The organism is Micromonospora sp. WMMD882, from assembly GCF_027497255.1.
Taxonomy (GTDB): Bacteria; Actinomycetota; Actinomycetes; order Mycobacteriales; family Micromonosporaceae; genus Micromonospora.
Window position 1 is genome coordinate 4359559 of the sequence record NZ_CP114903.1, and the last position, 26997, is coordinate 4386555.

The window sequence follows — 26997 nt, forward strand, 5'->3', positions numbered from 1 at the left end:
TCAGCCCACCTGCTCCGGGCCGGACTGCGGGTAGATCATCACCTCGGGGCGGTGCACCTGCTCGCCCCGGGCCACCTCCCAGCCGGCGTCCCCGTACCGCTCGAAGGAGAGCCGGGCCCCGCCGGAGGCCCGGTAGTCGTGGTAGCGGAGGCCACCGGTGGGGTTCAGGCCGGTGGTGCCGGTGGCGGTCCAGCGGGCCTGCCCCGACTCGTGGCTGCGGTAGCGACGCCCGTCGAAGTCGACGGTGGCCGGTCCCGGGGCCACCGTCGCTCCCGGCTCGTCCGTCCAGAGCACCAGCTCCAGCTCCGGGTCCTCCTCGACAGAGAGCCAGCGGCGAACGCCGTCGGCCGTCTCCAGCAGGTGCTCACGCCAGCTCCACTCCCCCTCGGTGAGGAGGAGCGAGCCGCGTACCGCGTACGACACCTGGCGGATCTCGATGATGTCACCGGGTCGCAGCCGGCGCGGGTCGCCGCGCAGGGCGTCGGCGTCGTGGTCCCGCAGCGGGTCGACGCCGGTGGCGGTGGCCGGACGAGTGGCCCGGCGGGACCGCCGCAACGCGATCACCGCGACGACCACTCCAGCCACCGCGACCAGGCAACCCGTGGTCGCCATCAGGTACGCCAACGTGCCGTTCACGGTCGCCCGCCTCCCCTGCGCCGGTCGATCATCGTCCGTCGGCGCACGACGGTAACAACCGTTCGCACCTGCGGGAACAGGGGCGCTGTCGAGTGACTGGTCAGTTACCCGAGGTCGTCGACCCGGACGGCGGATCGACCGGCGGGCCAACGTCCGTCGACGTCGTGCCGGGCGCGGCGGACTCCGGGCCGGGCGCGGCGGACTCCGGGCCGGGCGCGGCGGACTCCGGGCCGGGCGCGGCGGACTCCGGGCCGGGCGCGGCGGACTCCGGGCCGGGCGCGGCGGACTCAGGATCGGACCCGGTGGGCTCCGGGCCGGGCGCGGCGGACTGCGGGCCGGGCGGTGGTGGCAGGTGCCGGCCGGGGTCGGGGCAGACCAGGTATCCCGGCGGCGGATAGCCGGACGGTGGCGGGTACCCGGGCGGAGGCGTCGGATAGCCGGACGGCGGCGGGTAGCCGGGCAGGAGCGGCTGCCCGGGCGGCGGGGCGTACCAGGGCAGGCCGACCGGCGGGGCCGGGTAGTGCCAGGGCGGCTGCGCCGGGCCGGCGGGCTGCTCGGCGCGCGGCCGGAAGTACCTGTCGGCGGGCGGCAGGGTCAACAGCAGCACCACCGCCACGGTGAGCGCGACGGCCAGCAGGATCCCGCCGAGCGAGCCGAGGCTGAGGAACTGGTAGGTGGGGTCGTCGGCGCCGTACAGGGTCTCCGCGAACTCGGACTCCTGCCAGACCAGGTCGCCGTTGTCGTCCTCGGTCCAGTCGCCGTCCGCGCCGATGCCGAACGGGACGGTCAGCGCGCCGACACATCCCCCGACGACGCAGAACAGCAGGTGCAGGCCCGCGCCCACGTAGACCAGGGTCCGGGCGGCGAGACCGCCCCGGCGGGTCGGGCGGGCGGTGGCGGCGAACCAGACCGCCAGAAACAGCGCGGGCAGCCCGGTGGTCACCGCCAGCAGCACGTTGCCGAACCGCTCACCGGAGACCTCCGCCGGGTCGGCGTCGGAGACGATCTCGGCGGCCCGGGTGATCTGGCCGTCGAACTGCGCCGCCGAGGCCACGGCCAGACCGGCCACGGCGAGCAGCAGGCCGACCGTGGCGAGCTGCAACCAGAACGCGACGGTGACGGTGGTCGGCCGGGCCGGACGCGCCGGCTCATCGGCGGTGGAGGTCATACCTGCCGACGGTACGGCCATCGACGCGCTGGGCGCAGCCCTCTTCAGCCGACGCGCGTCGTACTCATGATCATTCTGCGGTGAGCTGTTCGGCCGCGTGGTCGCGGAGCGCGCGGCGGCCCATGACGCAGCCGGAGAAGGTGGTGAACTCGCCGTCGGCGTCGGCGAGCCGGGCCCAGGCGGCTCGGGCCGCCGTCGGGTCGATCCGGCCCAGCAGCGTCGCCGCGTACGCCCGGCCGGCCGGCGAGCCCTCCGCCAGCAGCCGGTCGACCGCCGCGCGCACCTGGTCGGCCTGCTCCGGCAGGGCCGCTTCGAGCCGCCGGTACGCCTCGGTCGCCGGCAGCGGCTGCGCCGCGAACCCGACCCCGCCGAACGCGAGGGTGTCCGCCCGCGCCAACTCGTCGGCGTCCATCTCGACCGCCGACCGCCGTCCCCGCCCACTTCTCCGCCACCTCATACCCCTCTCCCTTCCCACCCCGCCCCGCCCCGACCCCGGTGATCAAGAGATTTGTGTCGCCGAACCGGCCGGTCCGGCACGAGAACCTCTTGATCACCGTCGAGGGGCGGGGGTGGGGTGGCTGGGGTCAGGCGGCGGTGACGGTCAGGGAGTCCCGGGTGTCGGAGAGGGTCACCTGGACGGTGTCGCCGTCGCGGACGCGACCGGCCAGCAGGGCCCTGGCGAGTTGGTCGCCGATGGCCGACTGGACCAGGCGGCGCAGCGGCCGGGCGCCGTAGATCGGGTCGTACCCGTGCTCGGCGAGCCAGGCGCGGGCGTCGTCGGTGACGTCCAGGGCCAGCCGACGGTCGGCGAGCCGCCGACGCATCCGGTCGAGCTGGATGTCCACGATGGCCCGCAGGTCGTCGCCGTGCAGGGCGGCGAACACCACGATGTCGTCGAGCCGGTTGAGGAACTCCGGCTTGAAGTGCGACCGGACCACCGCGAGCACGCCCTCCCGGCGCTGCTCCTCGGCCAACGTCAGGTCGCTGATCACCGACGAGCCGAGGTTGGCGGTGAGGATCAGGATGGCGTTGCGGAAGTCCACCGTACGGCCCTGGCCGTCGGTGAGCCGACCGTCGTCGAGCACCTGGAGCAGCACGTCGAAGACGTCCGGGTGGGCCTTCTCCACCTCGTCCAGCAGGATCACCGAGTACGGCCGGCGGCGCACCGCCTCGGTGAGCTGGCCGCCCTCCTCGTACCCGACGTAGCCGGGCGGGGCGCCGACCAGGCGGGCCACCGAGTGCTTCTCGCCGTACTCGCTCATGTCGATGCGGACCATGGCCCGCTCGTCGTCGAAGAGGAACTCGGCGAGCGCCTTGGCCAGCTCGGTCTTGCCGACGCCGGTCGGGCCGAGGAAGAGAAAGCTGCCGGTGGGACGGTCCGGGTCGGCGACCCCGGCACGGGCCCGGCGGACCGCGTCGGAGACCGCGCCGACCGCCTCGGCCTGGCCGACCACCCGGGCCCGCAGCGACTCCTCCATCCGGAGCAGCTTGGCCGTCTCGCCCTCCAGAAGGCGGCCGGCGGGAATGCCCGTCCAGGAGGCGACCACGGCGGCGATGTCGTCCGCGCCGACCTCCTCCTTGAGCATCGCGCCGTCGGCCTGGAGCCGGGCCAGCTCCTCCTCGGCCCGCCTCAGCTCGTTGCGGAGCGCGGGGATCCGGCCGTACCGCAGCTCGGCGGCGCGTTCCAGCTCGCCGTCGCGCTCGGCCCGCTCGGCCTCGCCGCCGAGCCGTTCCAGCTCCTCCTTGGCGGTGGAGAGCTTGGTGATGTGGTTCTTCTCCAGCTTCCAGCGGTCGGCCAGGGCGGTGAGCTGCTCACGCTTGTCGGCGAGCTCCTTGCGCAGCCGGGCCAGCCGCTCGGCGGACGCGGCGTCCGGCTCCTTGGCCAGCGCCATCTCCTCGATCTCCAGCCGGCGGACCGCCCGCTCGATCTCGTCCACCTCGACCGGCCGCGAGTCGATCTCCATGCGGAGCCGGGACGCGGACTCGTCGACCAGGTCGATCGCCTTGTCCGGCAGGAACCGGTCGGTGATGTACCGGTCGGACAGCGACGCGGCGGCGACCAGCGCGGCGTCGGTGATCCGTACGCCGTGGTGCACCTCGTAACGCTCCTTGAGGCCACGGAGGATGCCGATGGTGTCCTCGATGGTCGGCTCGCCGACCACCACCGGCTGGAAGCGGCGCTCCAGGGCCGGGTCCTTCTCGATGTGCTCGCGGTACTCGTCGAGGGTGGTCGCGCCGACCATCCGCAGCTCGCCCCGGGCCAGCATCGGCTTGAGCATGTTGCCGGCGTCCATCGAGCCCTCGCCCTTGCCCGCGCCGACCACGGTGTGCAGCTCGTCGAGGAACGTGATGACCTGACCGTTGGAGTTCTTGATCTCCTCCAGGACGGACTTGAGCCGCTCCTCGAACTGGCCCCGGTACTGGGCCCCGGCGACCATCGCGCCGAGGTCGAGCGAGACGAGTTTCTTGTCGCGCAGCGACTCGGGCACGTCGCCGGCGACGATCCGCTGGGCGAGGCCCTCGACGATGGCGGTCTTGCCGACGCCCGGCTCGCCGATCAGCACCGGGTTGTTCTTGGTACGCCGGGACAGCACCTGGATGACCCGGCGGATCTCGGAGTCCCGCCCGATCACCGGGTCGATCTTGCCGTCGCGGGCGCTGGCGGTCAGGTCGACGCCGTACTTCTCCAGCGCCTGGTAGGTCTGCTCGGGGTCGGCGGTGGTCACCCGGCGGTCCCCGCCCCGGATGCTGGGGAACGCGGCGACCAGGGTCTCCTCGGTGGCGCCGGCCGCCTTCAGGGCGTTCGCCACCGCGCCGCCGACCCGGGCCAGGCCGGCGAGCAGGTGCTCGGTGGAGGTGTACTCGTCGCCGAGCGGGCGGGCGATCTGCTCGGCCGCGCCGATGGCGTTGACGAACTCGCGGGCCAGGGTCGGCTCGGCGATGCTGGAGCCGCGCGCGGCGGGCAGCGCGTCGATCGCGCGCGAAGTGGCCCGGCGCAGCTCGACCGGGTCGGCCCCGGCGGCGCGCAGCAGGCCGGCGGCGGTGGAGCCGCCGGTGTCGAGCAGGGCCAGCAGCAGGTGCCAGGGCTCCACGGTGGCGTGACCACGCTGGCTGGCGCTGGCGACGGCACCGGTGATGACCTCGCGGCTCTTGGTGGTGAGGCGTTCCGTGTTCATGGGCTCCCCCGGAATCGGCGTGTCCACTCAGACAGACACAACCAGAGTTGAGCCTATTCCACTCAACTCCCGCCATGTGAGCTGAGTCACCTATCACCATGAGTCGATGCGCTGGGCGGCTCGCACCACCCGTGGCCAGCCCTCGCGTCGGTACCGTACCGTGACCGCGTGCGAGTACGTGTTGAACAGACAGCCCTGCCGGGCATCGGCGTCCGTCACGACATGATGACGGAGTCCGGCCGCCGCCTCGGGGTGGTCTCCCACCGCAACGGCCGACGTGACCTCGTCCTGTACGACCCGGACGACCCCGACTCCTGCCAGCACGACATCCCGCTGACCGACGACGAGGCGGAGGCGCTGGCCGACATCCTCGGCGCGTCGCTGATGCTCGGCCAGCTCGCCGGGCTGCGGGACCAGGCCGCCGGCCTGCTCACCGAGCAGATCGCCATCCCGGCCGGGTCGAGGTACGTCAACCGCCGCCTCGGTGACACCAAGGCCCGCACCCGCACCAGCGCCTCCATCGTGGCGGTACTGCGTGACCGCGAGGTGATCGCCTCGCCGGATCCCGCGTTCCGTTTCGCCGCCGGTGACGTGGTGGTCGTGGTCGGCACCCGACAGGGTCTCGACGGCGTCACCGCCATCCTCGCCGACAGTGACCCGGACGGCTGAGGCGGATGCACGAAACCACCACGCTGCTCGTCGAGGTCGGCGCGCTGCTGTTCCTGCTCGGCCTGCTCGGCCGGCTGAGCCGCCGGATCGGTCTCTCGCCGATCCCGCTCTACCTGCTCGCCGGCCTCGCCGTCGGCCACGGCGGCCTGCTGGAGATGCACGCCAGCGAGGAGTTCTTCGCCGTCGGAGCGGAGATCGGCGTCATCCTCCTGCTGGTCATGCTCGGCCTGGAGTACTCCGCGAACGAGCTGGTCGGCAACCTCCGCTCGGCGGCCCCGGCCGGCCTGATCGACGGCGTGCTCAACGCGCTGCCCGGCGCGGGTTTCGCGCTGCTGCTCGGCTGGGACTGGACGGCCGCCGTGGTGCTCGCCGGCATCACCTGGGTCTCCTCGTCCGGGGTGATCGCCAAGGTGCTCGCCGACCTGGGCCGGGTGGGTAACCGGGAGACCCCGGTGATCCTCTCGGTGCTGGTCATCGAGGACCTGGCCATGGCGCTCTACCTGCCGCTGGTCACCGCCCTGCTGGCCGGGGTCGGGCTGTTGGGCGGGCTGAAGGCGCTGGCCATCGCGGTCGGCACGGTGCTGCTGGTGCTGGTGGTGGCGATCCGCTACGGCCACCTCATCTCCACCGCGATGTCCGCCAAGGACGCCGAGGCGCTGCTGCTCGGCGTGCTCGGGCTGACCCTGCTGGTCGCCGGGGTCGCGGCCAAGCTCCAGGTGTCGGCGGCGGTCGGCGCGTTCCTGGTCGGCATCGCGCTCTCCGGGCCGGTGGCCCACCACGCCACCGAGCTGCTCACCCCGCTGCGGGACCTCTTCGCCGCGGTCTTCTTCGTCTTCTTCGGCCTGGTCACCGACCCCAGGGACATCCCGCCGGTGCTGCTGCCGGCGCTCGCCCTGGCCGTGGTGACCATGGGTACGAAACTGCTCACCGGGTACCTCGCCGCCCGCCGCGTCGGCATCGCCGAGCCGGGTCGCTGGCGGGCCGGGCTGGCGCTGGTGCCCCGGGGGGAGTTCTCCATCGTCATCGCCGGGCTGGCGGTGGCCAGCGGCCGGGTGCCACCGGCGCTCGCCGCCCTCGCCACCGCGTACGTGCTGATCACCGTGGTGACCGGGCCGATGCTGGCCCGTCTGCCGGACTTCGCCTGGTTCAAGCAGTGGCTGCGCGGCCGCGCCGCCGTACAGCGGGTGGCCCGCTGAGCACAGGGAGACACGGGCGCCCTGCCGACGCCGCACGCACGGCAGGGCGCTTCCCGATCCGGCCCCTTCCCGAGCGGGCCCGTTCCTGATCCGGGGCCTTCCTAACTCGGCCGCGCCGCGCTACCGTTTCGCCCCAGCAAGCCAGGTCCCCGCGGGCGCCCGGTACGCCCCGCGGGCCCGAGCGGAAGGTGCCGGTGACCGTGCACGGTCCGACGTTCCACGGCTTCGCCAACCCGGTGGACCCGTCCCCGGCCGAGCTGCGCGCCTGGGCGTACCAGCCGGACTCGGTGCCGTTGAGCACCATGCCCCAGGACTGGGACCTGCTCGTCTCCGGCAACCACCTGGCCACCACCCTGTTCGAGCTGGCGATGGATCCGGCCTGCCCGGCCCGCCGGTTCGCCCTGCACTGTCTCTACATCTACGCCGGCGACGGCATCCGGACCGGCTTCCGCGCCCACCCGAGACGCCGGCTACGCAAACTCGTCGAGCAGGCCGAGCTCAGCGGTGACCACCTGGTCCGCACCTGGGCGTACAACACCAGGACGCTGATGGACCGGCCGGAGCTCTTCGACTACCACGACTGGTGCGAGGGCGGCCTGGTGCGGGAGAACCGCCGGATCGGCTGACGCCGGCCGGGCGGGGTACGGGCCGGGATCCCCCGTGGCTCCCGGCCCGTGGCTCATCGGGGCTGGTCGGGGCGTTCGGCTCCGGCCCGTTCGGCGTCCGGTTTCCCGCTCTCCGCCCCGGCGGCGCCTGATCTGGCGTTCTCCGGCCGCGGGCCCGGTTTGCCGCCCTGCGGGCCGGGGCCCGGCTTCGCGCCCGCCGGCCGCGGGCCTGGTTTGGCGCTCTGCGGTCCGCTGGGGCCGGACGGCGGCGGGCCGGGCTTCGGTGGGCCGGGTTTGGGCGGGCCCGGTTTCCCCGGACCGGACTGCGCGGCACCGGACTGCGCGGGGCCCGACTGCGCGGGGCCGGACTGCGCGGGGCCGGACTGCGCGGGGCTGGACGGCACGGCGCCGGCTTTCGCCGGGTCGGACTGCCGTTCGACCGGGCGTCCGGGTTTGCCGGCGAACCGGCTGTCGGTGATCCGGTCGAACTTCTCCCGTACGGTCTCGGCCGCCTTCTCCAGGCGGTCCTCCGCCTGCCGGGCCACGTTGCGGGCAGACTCCGCCATCGCTCCCCCTCACCATGCCGATATGCCCCATTTGTGGCATCAGGGCGTGCTGGTGAGCTTACCCACGCCACCCCGCCCCGGGTGCGCTTTCCGGCGAACCCGGGACGGAGCACTGGGTCGGGACGCGGTCAGCGGTCGGGCGTCCGGCGGGGCCGCCAGACCACCAGCGCCGTGGAGGTGCGGTTGGTCGGGACGATGTCCCGACCCGGGAAGCGCGCCGCGGCCTCCAGCTCGGCCATCCGGCGGTACGCGGCGTCCAGCTCCGCCTCCAACTGGGCGACCCGGGCCTGCGCCTGCTCCAGGAGCTGCTCCAGCCCGATGATCCGCTTGATGCCGGCCAGGTTCACCCCGTCGTCCTGACTGAGCCGCTGCACCTCGCGCAACAGCACCACGTCCCGGACGCTGTACCGGCGACCGCCACCGGCCGCCCGGCCCGCCTGCACCAGCCCCAACCGGTCGTACTGGCGCAGGGTCTGCGGATGCATGCCCGCCATCCGCGCCGCGACCGAGATCATCAACACCTTGGCTTCGTAGGCAGGGTCACCCGAGCCGACGAAATCACCCGCCATCCCGCTCACCTCCGCGTGTACTCCACCGGTCGGTCGACGCGACGCACCCGCGCGCGCCCAGGTCAGTTGAACCGACGCACCCGCGCGTCGAGATGTTCCCGCGCCGCCGGCGCGGTGTGCTCGGCGAACGTCTCCAACGCCTTGCGGGCCTCCTCGGAGACGGTGGCCGGGACCACCACGTCCAGGGTCACCAGCAGGTCGCCGGCCTGCCCGTCGCGGCGGACCACCCCCTTGCCCCGGGCCCGCAGCACCCGGCCCCCCGGCGTGCCCGGCGGCACCCGCAGGGTCACCGTGCCGTCCAGGGTGGGCACCCGCAGGTCGGTGCCGAGCACCGCCTCCGCGTACGTGATCGGCACGGTCAGCGTCAGGTCGTCGCCGCTGCGCCCGAACAGCTCGTCGGGGCGCACCTTGACGTGCACGAAGAGGTCGCCGGCCGGGCCGCCACGCTCGCCCGGCTCACCCCGGCCGGTCAGCCGGATCCGCTGGCCGTCGGCCACCCCGGCGGGAAAACGGACGGTCAGCGTACGGGTCTTCGTGACCCCGCCGGTGCCCCGGCACTCCGGGCACTTCTCCTCGACGACGGTGCCCACGCCCTGACAGTCACGGCACGGCTCGGCGAAGCTGAACGAGCCCTGGTTCCGGGTGACCGTCCCGGAGCCGTGGCACTGCGGGCAGGTCACCGGCCGGGTGCCCGGCTTCGCGCCGTCCCCGTGGCAGGTGTCGCAGACCCCGGGAGCGCGCAGGGTCAACGGCAGGGTGACCCCCCGTACCGCGTCGGAGAAGTCCAACCCGACCTCGGCCTCGACGTTGCGTCCCTTGGCCGGGCCGCGCGGGCGTCCGGGGCCACCGGGGCCGCCACCGGAGAAGATCGAGCCGAACAGGTCGGTGAAGTTCCCGCCGGCGAAGCCGCCCCCGCCACCGCCGCGCGCGCCGCCCCCGAACAGGTCGGACACGTCGAACGGCATGCCGCCCGGCTGCCCCGCGCCCCGGGCGTTACGGCGGAACGCTCCCGAGCCGAACAGGGAACGCATCTCGTCGTACTCCCGCCGCCGCTGGTCGTCGGAGAGCACGTTGTACGCCTCGGACGCGGCCTTGAACCGCTCCTCGGCCCTGGGATCGTCCGGGTTGTGGTCCGGGTGGGACTCCCGGGCCAACTTCCGGTACGCCTTCTTGATCTCGTCCGAGGAGGCGGACCTCTCCACGCCCAACACGGCGTAGAAGTCCTTCTCCACCCAGTCCTTGGCACTCACCGGTCCACCCTCTTCCACCCGACCTGCACGGGACGTCCCGCCCGCCGGTCGTCGGCGGGCGGGACGGCCCGTGCAGGGTCGCGCACTATTCCGGATCGGCGACCGCGACCATCGCCGGTCGCAGCAGGCGCTCGCCGAGCTGGTAGCCCCGGCGCATCACCTGGACGCAGGTCGGCTCGCTGACCTCGGCCGAGGTCTGGTGCGCGACCGCCTCGTGCCGGGTCGGGTCGAACGGGTCGCCCTGCTCGCCGAAGGCGGTCAGGCCGAACTTGCCCAGCGCCGTGGTGAGCTGCTCGGCAACGCTGCCGAACGGGCCCACCAGGTCGCCGTGCTCGCGGGCCCGGTCGAGGTCGTCGAGGATCGGCAGCAGCGCGGTCAGCACCGCGCCGGTCGCCTGCTCGCCGACCAGGGCCCGGTCCCGCTCGACCCGCTTGCGGTAGTTGGCGTACTCGGCCGAGACCCGTTGCAGGTCCCGGGTCCGTTCCTCCAGCTCCGCGCGGAACGCCTCCGACCCGACGCCGGACGACGCGGCCGGACCGCCGTCGGCCGGCTGGGCCGGGGCGTCCACCACGGGCGCGTCACCCGGGGCGGGCTCGGTGAGCGTCGACTCGACCTCGATCTCGTCGACCACCACCTCGGCCTCCTCGACCAGGCCGCTGGCCTGCTCGGCGTCGCCGCCGGCGGCGTCCACCGAATCGGTGCCGCCGGCTGCGGTCGGCGCCCCGCCGACCGTCGGCTCCGCGCCGCCGGCCGACCCCGCGGAGTCACCCGACGTCGCCCCGGCGGTCTCCTCCGGGTCGGCGGCTCGTGGCTTGTCCGTCATGCGGCTACCTCATCCCTCTGTGCCGTGAGCTCGTGACCGGGGGCGGGAGGTCACTTCTTCCCGTCCTCGTCGACGATCTCCGCGTCGACCACGTCGTCCGCGCCGGCCTGCGGACCGGCCTGGGCGCCGGGCCCACCGGGCGCGCCCGCGCCCGGCTGCTCGCCGCCCTGCTCGGCCTGCTGCTGGGCGTAGAGCAGCGAACCGGCCTGCTGGGAGACCGTGGCCAGCCGCTCGTGAGCTGACTTGATCTTCTCGATGTCCTGTCCGCCGAGCGCGCCGCGCAGCTCACCGAGCGCCTCGTTGATCTGGTCGCGGCTCTCCGCCGGCAGCTTGTCGCCGCTCTCGGCGAGGAACTTCTCGGTCTGCCACTGGAGCGCCTCGGCGACGTTGCGGGTCTCGGCCTCCTCGCGGCGGCGCTTGTCCTCGTCGGCGTGCTCCTCGGCGTCCCGGCGCATCCGCTCGATGTCGTCCTTCGGCAGCGACGAGCCGCCGGTGATCGTCATCTTCTGTTCCTTGCCGGTGCCCAGGTCCTTCGCGTGCACGTTGACGATGCCGTTGGCGTCGATGTCGAAGGTGACCTCGATCTGCGGCACGCCGCGCGGCGCCGGCGGGAGGCCGGTCAGCTCGAAGGTGCCGAGCTTCTTGTTGTACGCCGCGATCTCCCGCTCACCCTGGAACACCTGGATCAGCACGGACGGCTGGTTGTCGTCGGCGGTGGTGAACACCTCGGAGCGCTTGGTCGGGATGGTGGTGTTGCGCTCGATCAGCTTGGTGAAGATGCCGCCCTTGGTCTCGATGCCCAGGCTCAGCGGGGTCACGTCGAGCAGCAGGACGTCCTTGACCTCGCCCTTGAGCACGCCGGCCTGGAGCGCGGCGCCCACGGCGACGACCTCGTCCGGGTTGACGCCCTTGTTCGGGTCGCGGCCGGTGAGCTGCTTGACCAGGTCGGTCACCGCCGGCATCCGGGTCGAGCCGCCGACCAGGATGACGTGGTCGACGTCGGAGACCTTGATCCCGGCGTCCTTGACGGCCTGCTCGAACGGGCCCTTGCAGCGGTCCAGCAGGTCCTGCGTCATGCGCTGGAACTCGGCGCGGCTGAGCGTCACGTCCAGGTGCAGCGGGCCGCCCGAGCCGGCCGTGATGTACGGCAGGTTGATGTTGGTGGTGGTGGCCGCGGACAGCTCGATCTTGGCCTTCTCGGCCGCCTCGCGGAGCCGCTGGAGGGCCATCTTGTCCTGGGCGAGGTCGATGCCGTGCTCGCCCCGGAACGTCTTCACCAGGTGGTCGATGATCCGCTGGTCCCAGTCGTCACCACCGAGCTGGTTGTCACCGCTGGTGGACTTGACCTCGACGACGCCCTCGGCCAGCTCCAGCAGCGAGACGTCGAAGGTGCCGCCACCCAGGTCGAAGACCAGGACGGTCTGCTCCTTGGAGCCCTTGTCCAGCCCGTACGCCAGCGCGGCGGCGGTCGGCTCGTTGACGATCCGCAGCACGTTGAAGCCGGCGATCTCACCGGCCTCCTTGGTGGCCTGCCGCTGGCCGTCGTTGAAGTACGCCGGGACGGTGATCACCGCGTCGGTGATCTGCTCGCCCAGGTACGCCTCGGCGTCCCGCTTGAGCTTCATCAACGTACGGGCGGAGATCTCCTGCGGGGTGTACTTCTTGCCGTCGATGTCGACGGACCAGTTGGTGCCGATCTCCCGCTTGACCGACCGGATGGTCCGGTCCGGGTTGGTCACCGCCTGGCGCTTGGCGACCTCACCGACGAGCACCTCGCCGTTGCGGGCGAACGCGACGATCGACGGGGTCGTCCGCGAGCCCTCAGCGTTGGCGATGACGGTGGGCTCACCGCCCTCGAGAACGCTGACGCAGGAGTTCGTCGTGCCGAGGTCGATACCGACCGCACGTGCCATCTTCGCTTCCTCGCTTCGTAACGTTGAGCAGGTGACGGGCACCGCCCGAAGAACACCCACCGTAGGTTGAGTGGAGTTGACTCAATAGTGCCACGCCCATCGGGATCGTCAAGTCGAGGTTGAGCCGACCCGACGCAAGATGTGGTTCATCGACCCCGCTGTTGTCTTCTCTTGCCTCGGTCGGGCACGCTTTAGCGGTGACGACGCACGGGGACCCGGCCACCGCAGCAGGCGGGCCGGCCGTCGCCGCCCGTACCGGACCAGTCAGCGCCACGGAGGACCCGCCCGGGACACCCGGCGGCGACCTGCCGCCCGCCCGGACGCCCGGAGCCGCCCCGCCGGCCGCCGCGACGCCCCGGGCCGACCCGCCGCCCGCCGGAACGCCCGACGGTGATTCCGCTCACGGAACGCCCGGCAGTGGCCTCTCCGGCGCGCTCGCCGGCCTGCGCGCCGCGACCACGACCGCCCGGTTCCCGCTGGAGCTGCCCTCGGCCGACCCGGCCCGCCGCGACGCCGCCGCCCTCGGCGACCAGCTCGACGACTACCTGCTGCCCCGGTTGGCCCGGCTCGACGCGCCCCTGCTGGTGGTCGTCGGCGGCTCCACCGGGGCCGGCAAGTCGACGCTGGTCAACAGCCTGGTCCAGGCGCGGGTCAGCGCCGCCGGGGTGCTCCGGCCCACCACCCGCTCCCCGGTCCTGGTGTGCAACCCGGCCGACTCGGGCTGGTTCCGGCAGGGCGAGCTGCTGCCCGGCCTGACCCGCACCTCCGAGCCCAGCGAGGACCCGCGCGCCCTGCAACTGGTCACCGCGCCGGCCCTGCCCGCCGGGCTGGCCTTCCTCGACGCCCCCGACATCGACTCGGTGGTGGACGCCAACCGGGCGCTCGCCGGCCAGCTCCTCGCCGCCGCCGACCTGTGGCTCTTCGTCACCACCGCCGCCCGGTACGCCGACGCGGTCCCCTGGGAGCTGCTGCACAACGCGCGGGCCCGGGGCGCGGCCATCGCGCTCGTCCTGGACCGGGTACCCCCCGAGGCCGCCGACGAGGTCGCCGCCCACCTCACCGAGATGCTCGCCACCCACGACCTCGGCGCGGCCCCGCTGTTCGTCCTGCCGGAGACCCAGGTGGACGGGCAGGGGCTGCTGCCGGCGCGGGTCACCGCCCCGCTGGGCGACTGGTTCGCCCGGCTCGCCGCCGACGCTGACGCCCGCGCCGCCGTCGTCCGGCAGACCCTCGACGGTGCGCTGGCCGCGCTCGGCCCGATCACCGAGACGCTGGCCCGGGCCGCCGACGAGCAGGCCGCCGCCGCCGACGCGCTCGACGAACGGGTCCGCGCCGCGTACCGCACCGCCCGGCGCGCCACCGCCCAGGGGCTCACCGACGGGCGGCTGCTCCGGGGCGAGGTGCTGGCCCGCTGGCAGGAGTTCGTCGGCACCGGGGAGTTCTTCCGCACCCTGGAGGCCCGGATCGGCCGGCTCCGCGACCGGCTCGTCGCGGCGGTCACCGGGCGACCCGCGCCCGCCTCCGAGCTGCGCGACGCCATCGAGTCGCAACTGGTCACCCTGCTGCGCGGGGTGGCCGCCGAAGCCGCCGAGAACGCCTACACGGGGTGGCGGGCGCACCCGGCCGGCGCGGCGCTGCTCACCCCGGAGCTGGCCCACCCCTCCGCCGACCTGCCCGAACGCGCCGAACGGCTGGTCCGTGACTGGCAGCGCGGGGTGCTGGAGCTGGTCCGCGTCGAGGGCGGCGACAAACGGTTCGTGGCCCGGACGGCCGCGTACGCGGTGAACGCCACCGGGCTCGCCGTGATGATCGCGGTGTTCGCCTCGACCGCGTTCGTGCCCACCGGCCTGGAGGTCGCCACCGGGGCCGGCACCACCGTCGCCGCCCAGGCCGTGCTCCAGGCGATCTTCGGTGACCAGGCGGTACGCAACCTCGCCCGGCAGGCCCGGGAGGACCTCCTCGACCGGGTCGGCGCCCTCCTCGACGAGGAGGCCGCCCGCTACCTGGACCGGACGGCCGACGCCCGACCCGACCCGGAGACCGCGCCCGCCCTGCGCGCCGCCGCCGCCCGGGTGGCCGAGGCCCGCGAGCACGACGGCCTGGGCGTGCCCCGGTGACCGGGATCGTCGGCCGGCTGCGCGAGGCGCTCCGGCCCGGGCCGCCCCGGGTCGACCCGGACGACCTGATCGCCCGCCTCGACGCGGTACGCGAATTCCTCACCGTGGTCGACGGCCACCTGCCCGACGACCGGCTCGTCCCGGCGCACACCCTGGTCGAGCGGGCCGGCGCCCGGCTGGCCCTCTCCCGGGACCACACCCTCGTCGCCCTGGCCGGGGCCACCGGCAGCGGCAAGTCCAGCCTGTTCAACGCGCTCGCCCGGCTGGACCTCTCCCCGGTCGGCGTGCGCCGGCCGACCACCGGCATGGCGCACGCCTGCGTCTGGGGGCCGCTGGACGCCGCGAACCGGTTGCTCGACTGGGTCGGGGTGCTGCCCCGGCACCGGTTCATCCGGGAGAGCGCGCTGGACGGCGACGACGAGTCCGCCCTGCACGGGCTGGTCCTGCTCGACCTGCCCGACTTCGACTCGGTGCAGCGCGCCCACCGGCTGGAGGTGGACCGGCTGCTCGGCCTGGTCGACCTGGTCATCTGGGTCGTCGACCCGCAGAAGTACGCCGACCGGCTGGTGCACACCGGGTACCTGCGCGAGTTCCACCGGCACCGGGACGTCACCCTGGTCGTGCTGAACCAGGCCGACCGGCTGCCCCCGGCCGAACTGCCCCGGGTCCTCGCCGACCTGCGGCGGCTGCTCGACGCGGACGGCCTGACCGGGGTGCCCCTGCTGGCCACCACCGCCGTCGCTCCCGACGGCAGCGCCGCGCTGCGGGCCGCCCTGGAGGAGACCGTCGCCGAACGGCAGGCCGCCCTGCGCCGGCTGGTCGGCGACGTCGACACCGTCGTCGAGGGCCTCGGCGACCTGGTCGACCCGGCCGGCACGCCCGCCGGGCCGGACGGACGCGCCAGCCGTACGCTCACCGCCGCCCTGGCCGGGGTGGCCGGGGTCCCGGCGGTGACGGTGGCCGTCGGGGACGCCTACCGGCACCGGGCCGCGGGCGCCACCGGCTGGCCGCTGCTGCGGGGCTGGCGGAAGCTGCGCCCCGACCCGCTGCGCCGGCTGCGCCTGCCCGGGCCGGACGGGCTGCGCCTGCCCGGCCCGGAAGCCGACGCCGACGCCGACGAGCCGGCGGTACGCCCGGTCGGGGCGACCTCCGTACCCGATCCGACCGCCGCGCAGCGCTCGGCGCTGGGGCTGGCCGTACGGGCGGTGGCCGAGCAGGCCGGCGGCGACCTGCCGGCCCCCTGGCCCGCCGCCGTGACCAGCGCGGCCCGGTCCCGCCTCGGCGACGTGCCCGACGCCCTGGACCGGGCGGTCGCCGGCGCCGACCTCGGCGTGCCGCGCCGCCCGCTGTGGTGGCGGCTCGTCGGCGGCCTCCAGTGGCTGGTCACCCTCACCGCCGCCGTCGGCCTGGCCTGGCTGCTCCTCGGGTACGCGCTGCGCGCCCTCGGCCTGCCCGAGCTGGACCACCCGATGGTCGGCGAGGTGCCGCTGCCGACCCTGCTGCTGCTCGGTGGCGTGCTCGCCGGCCTGCTGCTGGCGGCGGTGACCCGGCCGGTGGTGCGCTGGGCGGCCGGGCGGGCCCGCGCCCGGGCCCACCGGCAGCTCACCGCGGCCGTGGCCGACGTCGGCGACGAGTACGTGCTCGCCCCCGTCCGGGAGGTGCTGACCGCCTACACCGGGGCCCGGGACGCGCTGCGGGCCGCCGCCGGAAAGATGTGACCGGGTCCGGGAAAGATGTGCTTCCGCGCCTCCTGTTCCGGCGCGCACGGCAGCGTAGGGTCGATCCATGGCCACGACTCACACCCCCTACGACGCGGTTCTGCACGCGGCCCGCGACGTGAGCCGGCTCGACTGTGCCCTCGACGCCGAGATGCTCGGCACGGCGCTGCTCGGCAGCGTCTACGCGGTCGCCGAGTGCGACCGCAGCGCGGCCGTCCGTGAGTTCGTCAGCGGCTTCCTCGCCGCCACGTCGCGCCGTCGGACGGCCTCCGCCACCACCATCCGCCAGGTCTTCGCCCGGCTCGTGCCGGACGCCGAGGGCACCGAACGGGTCCGCCCCGGCGCGCAGGCGCCCGCCTGGCACGCGCAGCTCGGCCGGGTCCACCTCACCGGCTGCTGGGCGTACGGCGACGTGTACGGCGACCAGACCTCCTACCTGGCCACCTTCGCCTACGACGAGGCGGACGGCGGCCCGGAGCACGCGGTGGTCGCCCTGGTCGACCACAACATCGGCATCACCAAGGACATCTTCGTCGGTGGCCCGGCCGCCGGCGTCCTCGACCAGGTCCGGCAGATGTGCGACGGCGACGAGCTGACCTGGTTCCGCCCCGAGGACCCGGCCCGGCTGCACGGCGAGGTGGCCCGCCACCTGGCGGTCACCGACGACCTGGGCACCCTGCCGGGCGAGGGGTCGCTGGCCACCGACCGGACCCTCGCCGGGGCCCGGCTGGCCCTGCTGCCCGGGCCCGCGCCCGCGCCGCCGGAGCGCGCGCCGCTCACCCCCGCGGAGCGTACGGAGCTGGTCCGGCACTTCCTCGCCGCGCCGGAGGCCGCCCGGTACGGTCTCGACACCGTGGACGGCCCCGAGCTGGCGTCCCTGCACTTCTGCCTGAGCCTGCTGCTGGACCACGCGGCGAGCTTCCCGAGCGCCGACCCGATGCGGTGGAGCCCCACCGTGGCCGAGCTGTTCCTGCTGGACTGGGTGCACCGGCGGGCCGTGCTCGACATGGACGACGCGGCGCTGCTGCCCCGGGTGCTGCGGAGCTGGGTCGGGTACGCCCTGCGCCGGCGGGGCCTGCCCGAGACGGCGATCACCCAGACGGACACCGCCGTCGAGGAGATGGTGCCGGAGTTCGCCCGCCTCTACAGCACCGGTGAGCGGCGCAGCCCGGCCACGGCGGCGGTCGCCCAGTTGATGGCCGACGGCGTCGACCCGGACGACCCGGCAGCCCTGCACGCCTGGATCGAAGCCAACCGCCACCACCTCACCGACGACTGACCGCCCCGCGCCCCGCGCTCCCCGCGGGGGCGCGGGGCGCACGCCCTTTTCCAGGATGTGGCGGTGTCGTTGACCCGGGATGCCCCCACATCAGGGAGACCGAGTCGATCATCAAGCGCGCCATGGCGGTGTCGACGCGGAACACGCCCAGGTCAGGGAAGGTGTGTCGATCAGGGGCCCGGCCGAGGCGCTGCCGCCGACCGGGGCGGCCGGGACGCGTTTCGGCCAGGGCGGTCGGGGTGACGGCGGCGGCGGGTTCGTCGGCGGCGGGTTCGTCGGCGCCGGCCCCGGTGGGCGGTTCGGCTGGTCGGCCGTACTGGTCGGCTCGACCGTGGGCGCCGGATGCGGGGCGGGCAGGGTCGGTCGCGGGGTGGGGTGCGGCGCGGGGGTGGTCGGTCGCGGGGTGGGGGTGGTCGGCCGGGGCGCGGGGGACGGCACGGGCCGGGCCGGACGGGCCGGCGCCGGCCGGGACCCCGTCGGGGGCCGGGACCAGCCTGGCGGCAGGCCGTCCGCGTCGAGGCCCGAGGTGGGCCCGGCGGCGGGCCGGGTGGGCGTGGCCGACGGGCCGACCGTGCTGGACGGGCGTGGGCTGCCCGACGCCGTCGACCGGGGCGACGTGATCACCACCGGCCCCCGGGAGGGCGTCGGAATGAACGGGGTGTTGGTGCCCGGCGGGGCGGTACCGCCGACGGTGGCCGAGCCGGTGCTGATCGCCGCGATGATCGGCATCGATGCGGTGCCGGCGAGCAGCGCGACGGTGAACAGGTAGCCCCGGGGCGGACCGGACGCCCCCGTCGCCCGGTGCGCCCCGACGATCCGCCGGTAGCCGCCCACGCCGGAGGCGCGGTGCCGGCCCAGCAACGGCGGACCGGGGCCATCACTTTCGGACACCCTACGAACTCCTCACTCGCGCCCCACCCCAGCCTGGACCAGTCACGCTGGGTCCGCCAACCCTGCACAGCGTGTCGACACGCGTTTTGCCTGCGACGACGCGGCCGGAGCCCACCGAACCGGAGACCGAAGCCCGAATAGCCGGAAATCCGACAGCCGTTCGCTGATCGGGCCGGGCATGGTGTGGGCGCGCTCACCTCCTCTGGGAGGATGGACACACGACGGCGGCGCTGCCGTGTCTCTCGCGTACCCCGCGACAGGCGCGACGCACCGTCGACGCTCCCGAACCGGGTTCGGCCAGAATCCGGCTCACGCCGTACGGCACCCCCCACAAGGGGCCCAGGTGCGGCTGCCAGGAGACCTCCCGGCACCTGCCGGGCGGGCGCACGAGTTGCGCGGCCGGGCAATCCCCGGTGCCGACGCAGACATGACAGGGAGAGACGGATGGCTAAGGGCGACCCCGGGGTCACCACCACCCGCGGCAGACGTGCCGCACCCAGGTCGAAGCGGACCGGGACGAAGGGTGCCGGTGACCCGGAGCTGGTGCAACTGCTCACTCCGGAGGGCGAGCGGATCGAGAGCGTCACCGGAGCGGACGGTGTCGAGTACCGCGTCGACCTCACCGACGACGAGTACCGGAACCTCTACCGGGACCTGGTCCTGGTGCGGAAGCTGGACGCCGAGGCGACCGCCCTGCAACGGCAGGGCGAGCTGGGTCTCTGGGCGAGCCTGCTCGGCCAGGAGGCGGCGCAGGTCGGCTCGGGTCGGGCGCTGCGCCCGCAGGACATGGCCTTCCCCACCTACCGGGAGCACGGGGTCCTCTACTGCCGGGGCATCGACCCGATCATGCCGCTCGGTCTCTTCCGTGGCGTCGACCAGGGCGGCTGGGACCCGAACGAGTTCAAGTTCAACATGTACACGATCGTGATCGGGGCGCAGACCCTGCACGCGACCGGGTACGCCATGGGCGTCGCGATGGACGGCAGGACCGGCGGCGACGACGGCGAGGCGGTGATCGCCTACTTCGGCGACGGCGCGACCAGCCAGGGTGACGTCAACGAGGCCTTCGTCTGGTCGAGCGTGTTCAACACGCCGCTGGTGTTCTTCTGCCAGAACAACCAGTACGCGATCTCCGAGCCGCTGGAGCGGCAGACCCGCGTGCCGCTCTACCGCCGGGCCGCCGGCTTCGGCTTCCCGGGCGTACGGGTGGACGGCAACGACGTGCTCGCCACGTACGCGGTGACCCGGCACGCGCTGGACAACGCCCGCAACGGGCAGGGCCCGAGCCTGATCGAGGCGTACACCTACCGGATGGGGGCGCACACCACCTCGGACGACCCGACCCGGTACCGGATCGCCAGCGAGGTCGAGGCCTGGCAGGCCAAGGACCCGATCGCCCGGATGAAGGCGTTCCTGGAGCGGCAGCAGATCGCCGACGCCGACTTCTTCACGGCCGTGGACGAGCAGGCGAAAACCGAGGCGGTGCACCTGCGGGAGCGGGTGCTGGCGATGCCGGACCCGCAGCCGGTGACCATGTTCGACCACGTCTATCCGACCGGGTCGCCCGAGCTCGACGAGCAGCGGGCGCAGTTCACCACGTACCACGCGTCGTTCGAGGGGAGTGGGCACTGATGGCCACGGAGACGCTCACCCTCGGCAAGGCCCTCAACGCCGGCCTGCGCCGGGCCCTGGAGCAGGACCCGAAGGTCGTCGTCATGGGCGAGGACGTCGGCAAGCTCGGCGGGGTGTTCCGGATCACCGACGGGTTGCAGAAGGACTTCGGCGACCAGCGGGTGATCGACACACCGCTGGCCGAGTCCGGCATCATCGGCACCGCGGTCGGCCTGGCCATCCGCGGCTACCGGCCGGTCTGCGAGATCCAGTTCGACGGTTTCGTCTACCCCGCGTACGACCAGATCGTGTCGCAGGTGGCGAAGATGCACTACCGCTCGGGCGGCAAGCTGAGCATCCCGATGGTCATCCGGATCCCGTACGGCGGCGGGATCGGCGCGGTGGAGCACCACTCGGAGTCGCCGGAGGCGTACTTCGCGCACACCGCCGGGCTGAAGGTGGTCTCCTGCTCCGGCCCGCAGGACGCGTACACGATGATCCAGCAGGCCATCGCCTCGAACGACCCGGTCGTCTTCCTCGAGCCGAAGCGGCGTTACTGGGAGAAGGGGCCGGTGGCGGTGGACGCGCCGCTGGACTCGGCGTACCCGCTGCACGCGGCCCGGGTGGCGCGGCCCGGCACGGACGCCACCGTGCTGGCGTACGGGCCGATGGTGCGGACCTGCCTGGAGGCGGCGACCGCCGCCGCCGAGGACGGCCGGGAGCTGGAGGTCATCGACCTGCGCACGCTCTCCCCGCTCGACCTCGCCCCGGTGTACGAGTCGGTGCGGCGCACCGGCCGGTGCGTGGTGGTGCACGAGGCCCCGGGCAACCTGGGTCTGGGCGCCGAGGTCGCGGCCCGGGTCACCGAGGAGTGCTTCTACTCCCTGGAGGCCCCGGTGCTGCGGGTCACCGGTTACGACATCCCCTACCCGGCGGCCCGGGTGGAGGAGGAGTACCTGCCCGACCTGGACCGGGTGCTCGACGCCGTCGACCGCGCGTTCGGCTGGTGAGCGGCATGTCGCGGATCAAGGAGTTCAACCTGCCCGACCTGGGCGAGGGGCTGACCGAGGGCGAGATCCTCGCCTGGCTGGTCAAGGTGGGCGACACCATCGAGCTGAACCAGCCGATCGTCGAGGTCGAGACGGCCAAGGCGGCGGTGGAGATCCCGGCGAAGTGGGCCGGGCAGGTGCAGGCGATCTTCCACCCGGAGGGGACCACCGTCGAGGTCGGCTCGCCGATCATCGCGATCGACACCGACCCGGGGGCCGGGCCGATCGAGCCGCAGTCCACCACCGGCGCCCCGACGGCCGAGCTGCCCGTCCCGTCGGCGGCGTCGCTGGCGGCGGTGCAGGTGGCCCCGGACGAGGGCATGGTCGAGCCGGGCCTGATCGGGGGTGTCGCCCCGGGTGGGCGGACGGCGGTGCTGGTCGGCTACGGCCCGCGTACCACGGCCGCGAAGCGCCGTCCACGCAAGACCGGCGTGCCCGCCCAGGCCGCGCCCCCGACCCAGGCCGCGCCCGCCGCGCCCCCGACCCGGGACCCCGCTGCGGGCCTGGCGGCTCCCGCCACCCCGGCCACGTCGACGGCCCCGACCACGGCTGTCCCGGGCACAGCGACCGCGACCACGACGGTCCCGGGCACGGCGGCGGCTGCGGCGAACGGGCACGGGCTGGTCGGCGGGCCGGTGCTGGCCAAGCCGCCGGTGCGCAAGCTGGCCCGGGACCTCGGGGTCGACCTGGCCACGCTGACCGGCTCGGGTCCGCTCGGCTCGATCACCCGGGACGACGTCCAGCGGGCGGCGACCCTGGGCACGACGGCGACCCCGGGCACGACCACGGCCCTCGACCCGGCGGCGGCGCTGGACCCGGCGGCGGCCGGGTCGGCGACGGCGTCCGCGGTGGTCCCGGCGACCGGCGCGGCGCGCTTCGGCGCGGACCGCGAGCAGCGCATCCCGGTCAAGGGGGTACGCAAGCTGACCGCCGAGAACATGTCCCGCTCGGCGTTCACCGCCCCGCACGTGACGGAGTTCCTGACCGTCGACGTGACCCGGGCGATGAAGTCCCTGGACCGGCTGCGCGCCAAGCGGGAGTGGCGGGACGTACGCGTCTCGCCGCTGCTGCTGGTCGCGAAGGCGGTGCTGCTGGCGGTCCGGCGGCACCCGATGGTCAACTCGACGTGGGCCGGCGACGAGATCGTCGTCAAGGAGTACGTCAACCTGGGCATCGCGGCGGCCACCGAGCGCGGCCTGATCGTGCCGAACATCAAGGACGCCGGGCGACTGTCGCTGCGTGAGCTGGCCGACGCGATGACCGATCTGGTACGGACGGCGAAGGCGGGGCGGACCTCCCCGACGGACATGTCCGGCGGCACGCTCACCATCACCAACGTGGGCGTCTTCGGCGTCGACACCGGTACGCCGATCCTGCCTCCGGGCGAGTCGGCGATCCTGGCCTTCGGCGCGGTACGCGAGCAGCCCTGGGTGCACAAGGGCAAGGTCAAGCCACGGCAGGTGACCACGCTGGCGCTGTCCTTCGACCACCGGATCATCGACGGTGAGCTGGGCTCGAAGTTCCTGCGGGACGTGGGCGACTTCCTGACCGACCCGGAGGCGGCGCTGCTCGCCTGGACGTGATCCACCGACCGGACGACGACGGCCGGTGTGCCGGGGGTGAACTCCCGGTGCACCGGCCGCCATCATGAGAACAACAGAAAGCTTGGTCACCAGCCCTTCTGGCCTTCGATTGTTCGGCTCGTGTCTCAGCTCACCTTGTAATCGATGGCAAGTCGCAGGTTTCTGCGCTTCAATGGAGACACGACCGGCTGACAACCGAATAGTCCAGGAGGAGAGTCCCGTGAGCATGATCGAGCGAATCCGTAACCGCCGCGACGCCAACCGCCGCGCCCGTGCCATCGAGCACGCGCTGCGTTCCGCCAACTCGCCCGCGGTCCGTGACGAGATCATCGCCATCGCCCAGCGTCACATGATGCGCTGACGCGACCCGAACCTTCCTCACCTCCTCCAGATCGACGGCCCGCCCGGCCCCACCGGGCGGGCCGTCGGCGTTCCCGGCCCCCGGCACCGGGATTCCGCCTAGGACGGAGCGCCCGGTACGGTGGGGCACGGTCGCCAACGCCCCTGTCGGGAGGGTTCGGGCAGATAGAAACTGCTCGACACCACACGGCAACGGGGAGTGACGGCCGGTGCTCCCCCGGCCGCCCTGGGCGGCACCCGATACGGTGCGGGGAGCACGGCACGGCCGGTGAGCCGGCTAGGCCGGCAACCAAGCCGACGGCACCCGATCGGCGTCGGCGGCCGACATGTGATGGAGGAGGCGCAGCCATGACGTCCGAGGGCCCGCACCACCCCGGCCAGGAGCCGGACGAGGTGTCGCCGGGCGCCGGCGGATCAGCGCCGTACGGCGACCGGTCAGCGCAGCAGGAGAACGGGTACGGCACAGCCGCCCCCGACCTGGGCTGGGCGCCCCCGCCACCGGCCGCTCGTCCGAGCTCGCCCGCCCCGGCGTGGGGCGCACCGGGAGAAACGCCCCCGACCGTCGGGTGGAAGTCCCCCGGCGAGCAGCAGCAGCCGGGGCAGTGGGGTCCGCCACCCGGTTCCGGCCAGCCGTACGGCGGTCAGGGCGGCCAGCAGCAGTCCGGCGGCTGGGATCCGCAGGCCGACCAGCAGCAGCCGACCACCGCGTGGGCCGCCGCCCAGCCGCAGCAGCAGCCCTGGGGGCAGCAGGACGCTCCGGGCGGCCAGCAGCCGGCCTGGGGTCGGCCCGGTGACTCCGCCCAGCAGGACTGGCCCGGTCAGGGGCCGGCACAGCCGGCGTGGGCCGCCGGGCCGGGCGCCGTCCCGCCCGGCGGGCAGCCGACCCGCGGTGAGCAGCCGGCTCGTGGCCAGCAGCAGCCGACCGAGCCCTGGAGCCCCTCCGGCGCTCCGCCGCAGGCCGCCCCGTGGGGCGGTGACCAGCCCCAGGGCGGCAGCCAGTGGGGGGGCGGCCAGGAGCAGTCGTCGGGCGCCCCGTGGGGCGCCGCGCCGGAGCAGCACCAGCAGCCCACGGCTTGGGGGCCACCGCAGTCGTCCCCGGACCGCCAGCCGGGCTGGACTCCCGGCAACCCCGGCGAACAGCAGCCGGGCTGGGGCCCTGGCGGCCCTGGCGAGCAGCAGCCGGGCGCCCGGGGCTCGGCCTCCGTCCGCCCGCCGGGCGACCCGCAGCCGTCGGCGTGGGGCCCCGGCCCGCAACACAGTGGTCAGCAGTCCGGCCCGTGGGGTCCGGCCGACGAGCAGACGTCGGCCCCGGCCTGGGGCGCCGCCTCCGTGCCGGCGCAGCAGGAGCAGCAGCGTCCCGACTTCGATCCGCCGGCCGGCCAGTCCCGCCCCACCGAGTCCTGGCCGGGAGCCGACCAGTCCCGCCCCACCGAGTCGTGGCCGCCGGCCGAGCCGACCTCCGCGCCGCCCGCCCGGGCGACCGCGTCGGTCCGGGTCGAGAGTGGACCGGCCTGGGGGGCGACGCCCGACCGCCCCGGAGACGAACCGGTGCCCGCCCGACCGGTCGTGCCGGAGGGCGAGCCGTGGTCGGCGGACGAGGTCTGGGGCAAGGCCGCCCCCGCCCCCACCGACGAGGCGGCCGGCAACCCGAGCTGGGAGCCGACCCGCGCCGAGAACGGCCCGATGTACCAGCCGGCCCCGGGACCGGGCATCTCGCCCGCCAACGCGGTTCCGCTGCCGCCACAGGAGACCCGGGTGCCGGGGGCCAGCCTGGCCGCGTCGCCGCCCGCCGACTACGTTCCCCCGTCCGGCTACGCCGAACAGGGTGGGTACAGCGAACAGGGTGGCCAGGGCGGCTTCGAGGCCGAGCAACGTGGTGACGGCTGGGGCGGCGAGCCGCAGGCCGCCTCCGCGCCGGTGGTTCCGCAGCCGCGTACGTCGCCGGAGTCGGCGGGCGCCGGGGAGGCGGGCGGCAGCGTCACGGCGAGTGCCTCCGTACCGCTCTCCAGCCGGGTGACACCCCCGACGGACCAGGCGCTGCACCCGACCGCCATGCCGGCCCCGCAACCCCGGGTGTACGGCCGGCCGGCCAGCCCGGACCAGTCGGACCACAGTGGTGGGCAGCAGGCCGAGCCGCACCGCTTCCCGCACGACGGCGAGCCGGGGGGCCGGTTCGACGGCGAGCCGGATCCGCGTTTCTCCGGAGCGGCCCCCGGCCCCCGGTTCGACGGACCCGAATCGCGATTCGACGGGCCGGAGTCCCGGTTCGACGCGCCCGAGTCCCGGTTCGACGGTCCCGAGGCGGCCCGGTTCGACGCGCCGGAGCACCGGTTCAACGGTCCCGACGCGGCCCGATTCGACCGGGGGCCCGGGAACCGGTTCGACGAGCGTGACCAGCACGACCGCCCGGGTGGATTCGGTGACGTGCCGGCCGCCGCCGCGTCCGCTCCGCCCGTCCCGCAGCCCGCGCTGCCCAGTTTCCCGCCGGGCATGCCGGCCTTCGCCGACCCGGTGCCGAGCCAGCGTCCGGTCAACGGCACCAGGCCGCACAGCGAGCCCAACCAGCCGGGTGACCGGTTCAGCGGCGCGGCGGCCCCGGTCAGCGGCGGCGCTGTCAACGGCACCGTGCCGGGCCACGGGCCGGGGTCGGCCGACCCCACCCGGGGCTTCCCGGCGGCCTTCCCTCCCGGCGGCGACCAGCCCGACCGTCCGCTCTGGGATCTCGGGGAGCCGGCCGGCGAGGCGAACCAGGGCCGGTTCGACGCTTTCAAGCCGGAGGCCGAGACGCCGAAGCCGGCGGAGCCGCCCACGCCGAAGGTACGCAACGGGCGGGTGCTGGCAGCGGTGCTCACCGCCGCCGTGCTCATCCTGGTCGTCCCGCTCGGGTTGCTCATGCTGCTCGGCAAGATCGGCGGCTCCGACGCGCCCCCGGCCTTCAACCCGGCCGTCGGTTCCTGCGTCAAGCAGTCCGGCGCCGGCGCGGTGGCCGCCGGCTGCGGCGACGAGGGAGCGTTCAAGGTCGTCTCCAGGGTCGACGCGAAGGAGAAGTGCGCCGACCAGGCGCAACCGCACGTCGTGCTGCCCGGCGACGCCGCGAACCGGGTGCTCTGCCTGGCTCCGGCCACGACCGGCTGACCCACGCTGCCCGCAACGGCAACGGCAACGGCAGCAACGGCCGGCAGCGGCCGGCAGCGGCAGCGGGCGACGACAAGCGACGGCGGGCGGCGGACCGAACAGGTCCGCCGCCGGCCGTTTCGTCGGGGTGCTGGGCCCGCCCCCGCTCCCCCGCAGGGACGGACCCCACCGCAGACGCAGCCGCCGGGCCTCGCCTCCACCGACCGCGCCGCTCTCTACCTAGAGGCTGCCAGCCTTTCCGCCCGCGCACACCCGCTCCCGTGCCGTCCTGCACCGCAGCAGGCGGACGGGAGCCCCACCGGGCCGAAGTCAACTACGTCCAGTAACCGAACCTTGGCTCAACAGCTCTCTCACGCTGGGTGTTCCTCGTCGTCGAACCACGCCAGACAATTTCCTCCTTTGCTCTGCACCCATATCAGCGACACCAGCCCTGAGCAGGCGTTCGGTCCTGCGATCACCGCCTGCGCGGCAGTGCGACAAGTAGCCGGTTGTGTCTGGCGCGGATGTGGGTGCAGAGCAAAGGAAAAGCAGCGCAGTCCTTGTCCGACCGAATGACCACCCAGCGTGACCAGATCACCCGGCTCCGACCTTTCCGCAGCAACCGTGTGGCGCGCGGTCGTGCATGCCCGGACCCCGGGATCGACAAGGGACCGTTGACGGTACGTCACCGCACGGTCGGCCGG

Annotated in this window: 21 protein-coding genes; 12 read left to right on the forward strand and 9 right to left on the reverse strand. The window is 74.3% G+C overall.

Features of this window, described 5'->3' with window-relative positions:
• The 4 genes from O7606_RS18415 to clpB all read right to left on the reverse strand — a co-directional run bounded on the left by O7606_RS18415 (nt 1) and on the right by clpB (nt 4980).
• On the reverse strand, nt 1-636 hold the full coding sequence (locus O7606_RS18415; RefSeq protein WP_281595264.1) for a DUF4178 domain-containing protein: 636 nt from the start codon (nt 634-636) through the stop codon (nt 1-3).
• 100 nt (nt 637-736) lie between these two features.
• Nucleotides 737-1804, reverse strand: a complete 1068-nt coding sequence (locus tag O7606_RS18420; RefSeq protein ID WP_281595265.1) for a hypothetical protein — start codon at nt 1802-1804, stop codon at nt 737-739.
• 70 nt (nt 1805-1874) lie between these two features.
• Nucleotides 1875-2261 carry a hypothetical protein gene (locus tag O7606_RS18425; RefSeq protein WP_281595266.1) on the reverse strand — a complete coding sequence of 129 codons (387 nt, stop codon included), beginning with the start codon at nt 2259-2261 and terminating at the stop codon, nt 1875-1877.
• A gap of 127 nt (nt 2262-2388) precedes the next feature.
• Nucleotides 2389-4980 carry an ATP-dependent chaperone ClpB gene (gene clpB / locus O7606_RS18430; RefSeq protein WP_281595267.1) on the reverse strand — a complete coding sequence of 864 codons (2592 nt, stop codon included), beginning with the start codon at nt 4978-4980 and terminating at the stop codon, nt 2389-2391.
• A 168-nt stretch (nt 4981-5148) separates the two neighbouring features.
• Here clpB and O7606_RS18435 point away from each other — a divergent pair, with 168 nt between their 5' ends.
• From O7606_RS18435 to O7606_RS18445, 3 genes are all read left to right on the forward strand, one after another.
• Nucleotides 5149-5649 carry a TrkA C-terminal domain-containing protein gene (locus O7606_RS18435; RefSeq protein WP_281595268.1) on the forward strand — a complete coding sequence of 167 codons (501 nt, stop codon included), beginning with the start codon at nt 5149-5151 and terminating at the stop codon, nt 5647-5649.
• 5 nt (nt 5650-5654) lie between these two features.
• Nucleotides 5655-6845, forward strand: coding sequence for a cation:proton antiporter (locus O7606_RS18440; protein ID WP_281595269.1), 1191 nt, complete (start codon nt 5655-5657; stop codon nt 6843-6845).
• Between the two features lie 194 nt (nt 6846-7039).
• On the forward strand, nt 7040-7471 hold the full coding sequence (locus O7606_RS18445; protein WP_281595270.1) for a hypothetical protein: 432 nt from the start codon (nt 7040-7042) through the stop codon (nt 7469-7471).
• Nucleotides 7472-7524: 53 nt separating this feature from the next.
• Here O7606_RS18445 and O7606_RS18450 read toward each other — a convergent pair whose 3' ends face one another.
• The 5 genes from O7606_RS18450 to dnaK all read right to left on the reverse strand — a co-directional run bounded on the left by O7606_RS18450 (nt 7525) and on the right by dnaK (nt 12571).
• The gene (locus tag O7606_RS18450; protein ID WP_281595271.1) at nt 7525-8016 is read right to left on the reverse strand and encodes a hypothetical protein; all 492 of its coding nucleotides are present in this window, start codon (nt 8014-8016) and stop codon (nt 7525-7527) included.
• Between the two features lie 128 nt (nt 8017-8144).
• Complete coding sequence (locus tag O7606_RS18455; protein ID WP_281595272.1) at nt 8145-8585, reverse strand: MerR family transcriptional regulator; 441 nt, start codon at nt 8583-8585, stop codon at nt 8145-8147.
• Nucleotides 8586-8647: 62 nt separating this feature from the next.
• Complete coding sequence (dnaJ, locus tag O7606_RS18460) at nt 8648-9835, reverse strand: molecular chaperone DnaJ (RefSeq protein ID WP_281595273.1); 1188 nt, start codon at nt 9833-9835, stop codon at nt 8648-8650.
• Nucleotides 9836-9920: 85 nt separating this feature from the next.
• The gene (grpE, locus tag O7606_RS18465) at nt 9921-10658 is read right to left on the reverse strand and encodes a nucleotide exchange factor GrpE (RefSeq protein ID WP_281595274.1); all 738 of its coding nucleotides are present in this window, start codon (nt 10656-10658) and stop codon (nt 9921-9923) included.
• 50 nt (nt 10659-10708) lie between these two features.
• Nucleotides 10709-12571 carry a molecular chaperone DnaK gene (dnaK, locus tag O7606_RS18470; protein ID WP_281595275.1) on the reverse strand — a complete coding sequence of 621 codons (1863 nt, stop codon included), beginning with the start codon at nt 12569-12571 and terminating at the stop codon, nt 10709-10711.
• Between the two features lie 197 nt (nt 12572-12768).
• Between dnaK and O7606_RS18475 the strand changes: the two genes are divergently transcribed.
• The 9 genes from O7606_RS18475 to O7606_RS18515 all read left to right on the forward strand — a co-directional run bounded on the left by O7606_RS18475 (nt 12769) and on the right by O7606_RS18515 (nt 26314).
• Complete coding sequence (locus O7606_RS18475; RefSeq protein ID WP_281595276.1) at nt 12769-14688, forward strand: GTPase domain-containing protein; 1920 nt, start codon at nt 12769-12771, stop codon at nt 14686-14688.
• Nucleotides 14685-16406 (forward strand): GTPase, encoded by a 1722-nt coding sequence (locus tag O7606_RS18480; protein WP_281595277.1) that lies wholly within the window; start codon nt 14685-14687, stop codon nt 16404-16406. The genes O7606_RS18475 and O7606_RS18480 overlap by 4 nt, the downstream gene beginning before the upstream one ends.
• Nucleotides 16407-16473: 67 nt before the next feature.
• Complete coding sequence (locus O7606_RS18485) at nt 16474-17685, forward strand: hypothetical protein (protein ID WP_281595278.1); 1212 nt, start codon at nt 16474-16476, stop codon at nt 17683-17685.
• A 163-nt stretch (nt 17686-17848) separates the two neighbouring features.
• Nucleotides 17849-18454, forward strand: coding sequence for a hypothetical protein (locus O7606_RS18490; RefSeq protein WP_281595279.1), 606 nt, complete (start codon nt 17849-17851; stop codon nt 18452-18454).
• Nucleotides 18455-19020: 566 nt separating this feature from the next.
• The gene (gene pdhA, locus O7606_RS18495) at nt 19021-20208 is read left to right on the forward strand and encodes a pyruvate dehydrogenase (acetyl-transferring) E1 component subunit alpha (RefSeq protein ID WP_281595280.1); all 1188 of its coding nucleotides are present in this window, start codon (nt 19021-19023) and stop codon (nt 20206-20208) included.
• Nucleotides 20208-21197, forward strand: coding sequence for an alpha-ketoacid dehydrogenase subunit beta (locus O7606_RS18500; RefSeq protein ID WP_281595281.1), 990 nt, complete (start codon nt 20208-20210; stop codon nt 21195-21197). The genes pdhA and O7606_RS18500 overlap by 1 nt, the downstream gene beginning before the upstream one ends.
• Nucleotides 21198-21202: 5 nt before the next feature.
• Nucleotides 21203-22819 carry a dihydrolipoamide acetyltransferase family protein gene (locus tag O7606_RS18505; RefSeq protein WP_281595282.1) on the forward strand — a complete coding sequence of 539 codons (1617 nt, stop codon included), beginning with the start codon at nt 21203-21205 and terminating at the stop codon, nt 22817-22819.
• A gap of 220 nt (nt 22820-23039) precedes the next feature.
• Complete coding sequence (locus O7606_RS18510; RefSeq protein ID WP_281595283.1) at nt 23040-23180, forward strand: hypothetical protein; 141 nt, start codon at nt 23040-23042, stop codon at nt 23178-23180.
• 347 nt (nt 23181-23527) lie between these two features.
• Entirely contained in the window at nt 23528-26314 is a 2787-nt protein-coding gene (locus tag O7606_RS18515) for a hypothetical protein (protein ID WP_281595284.1), read from the forward strand.
• Nucleotides 26315-26997 lie beyond the last annotated feature (683 nt).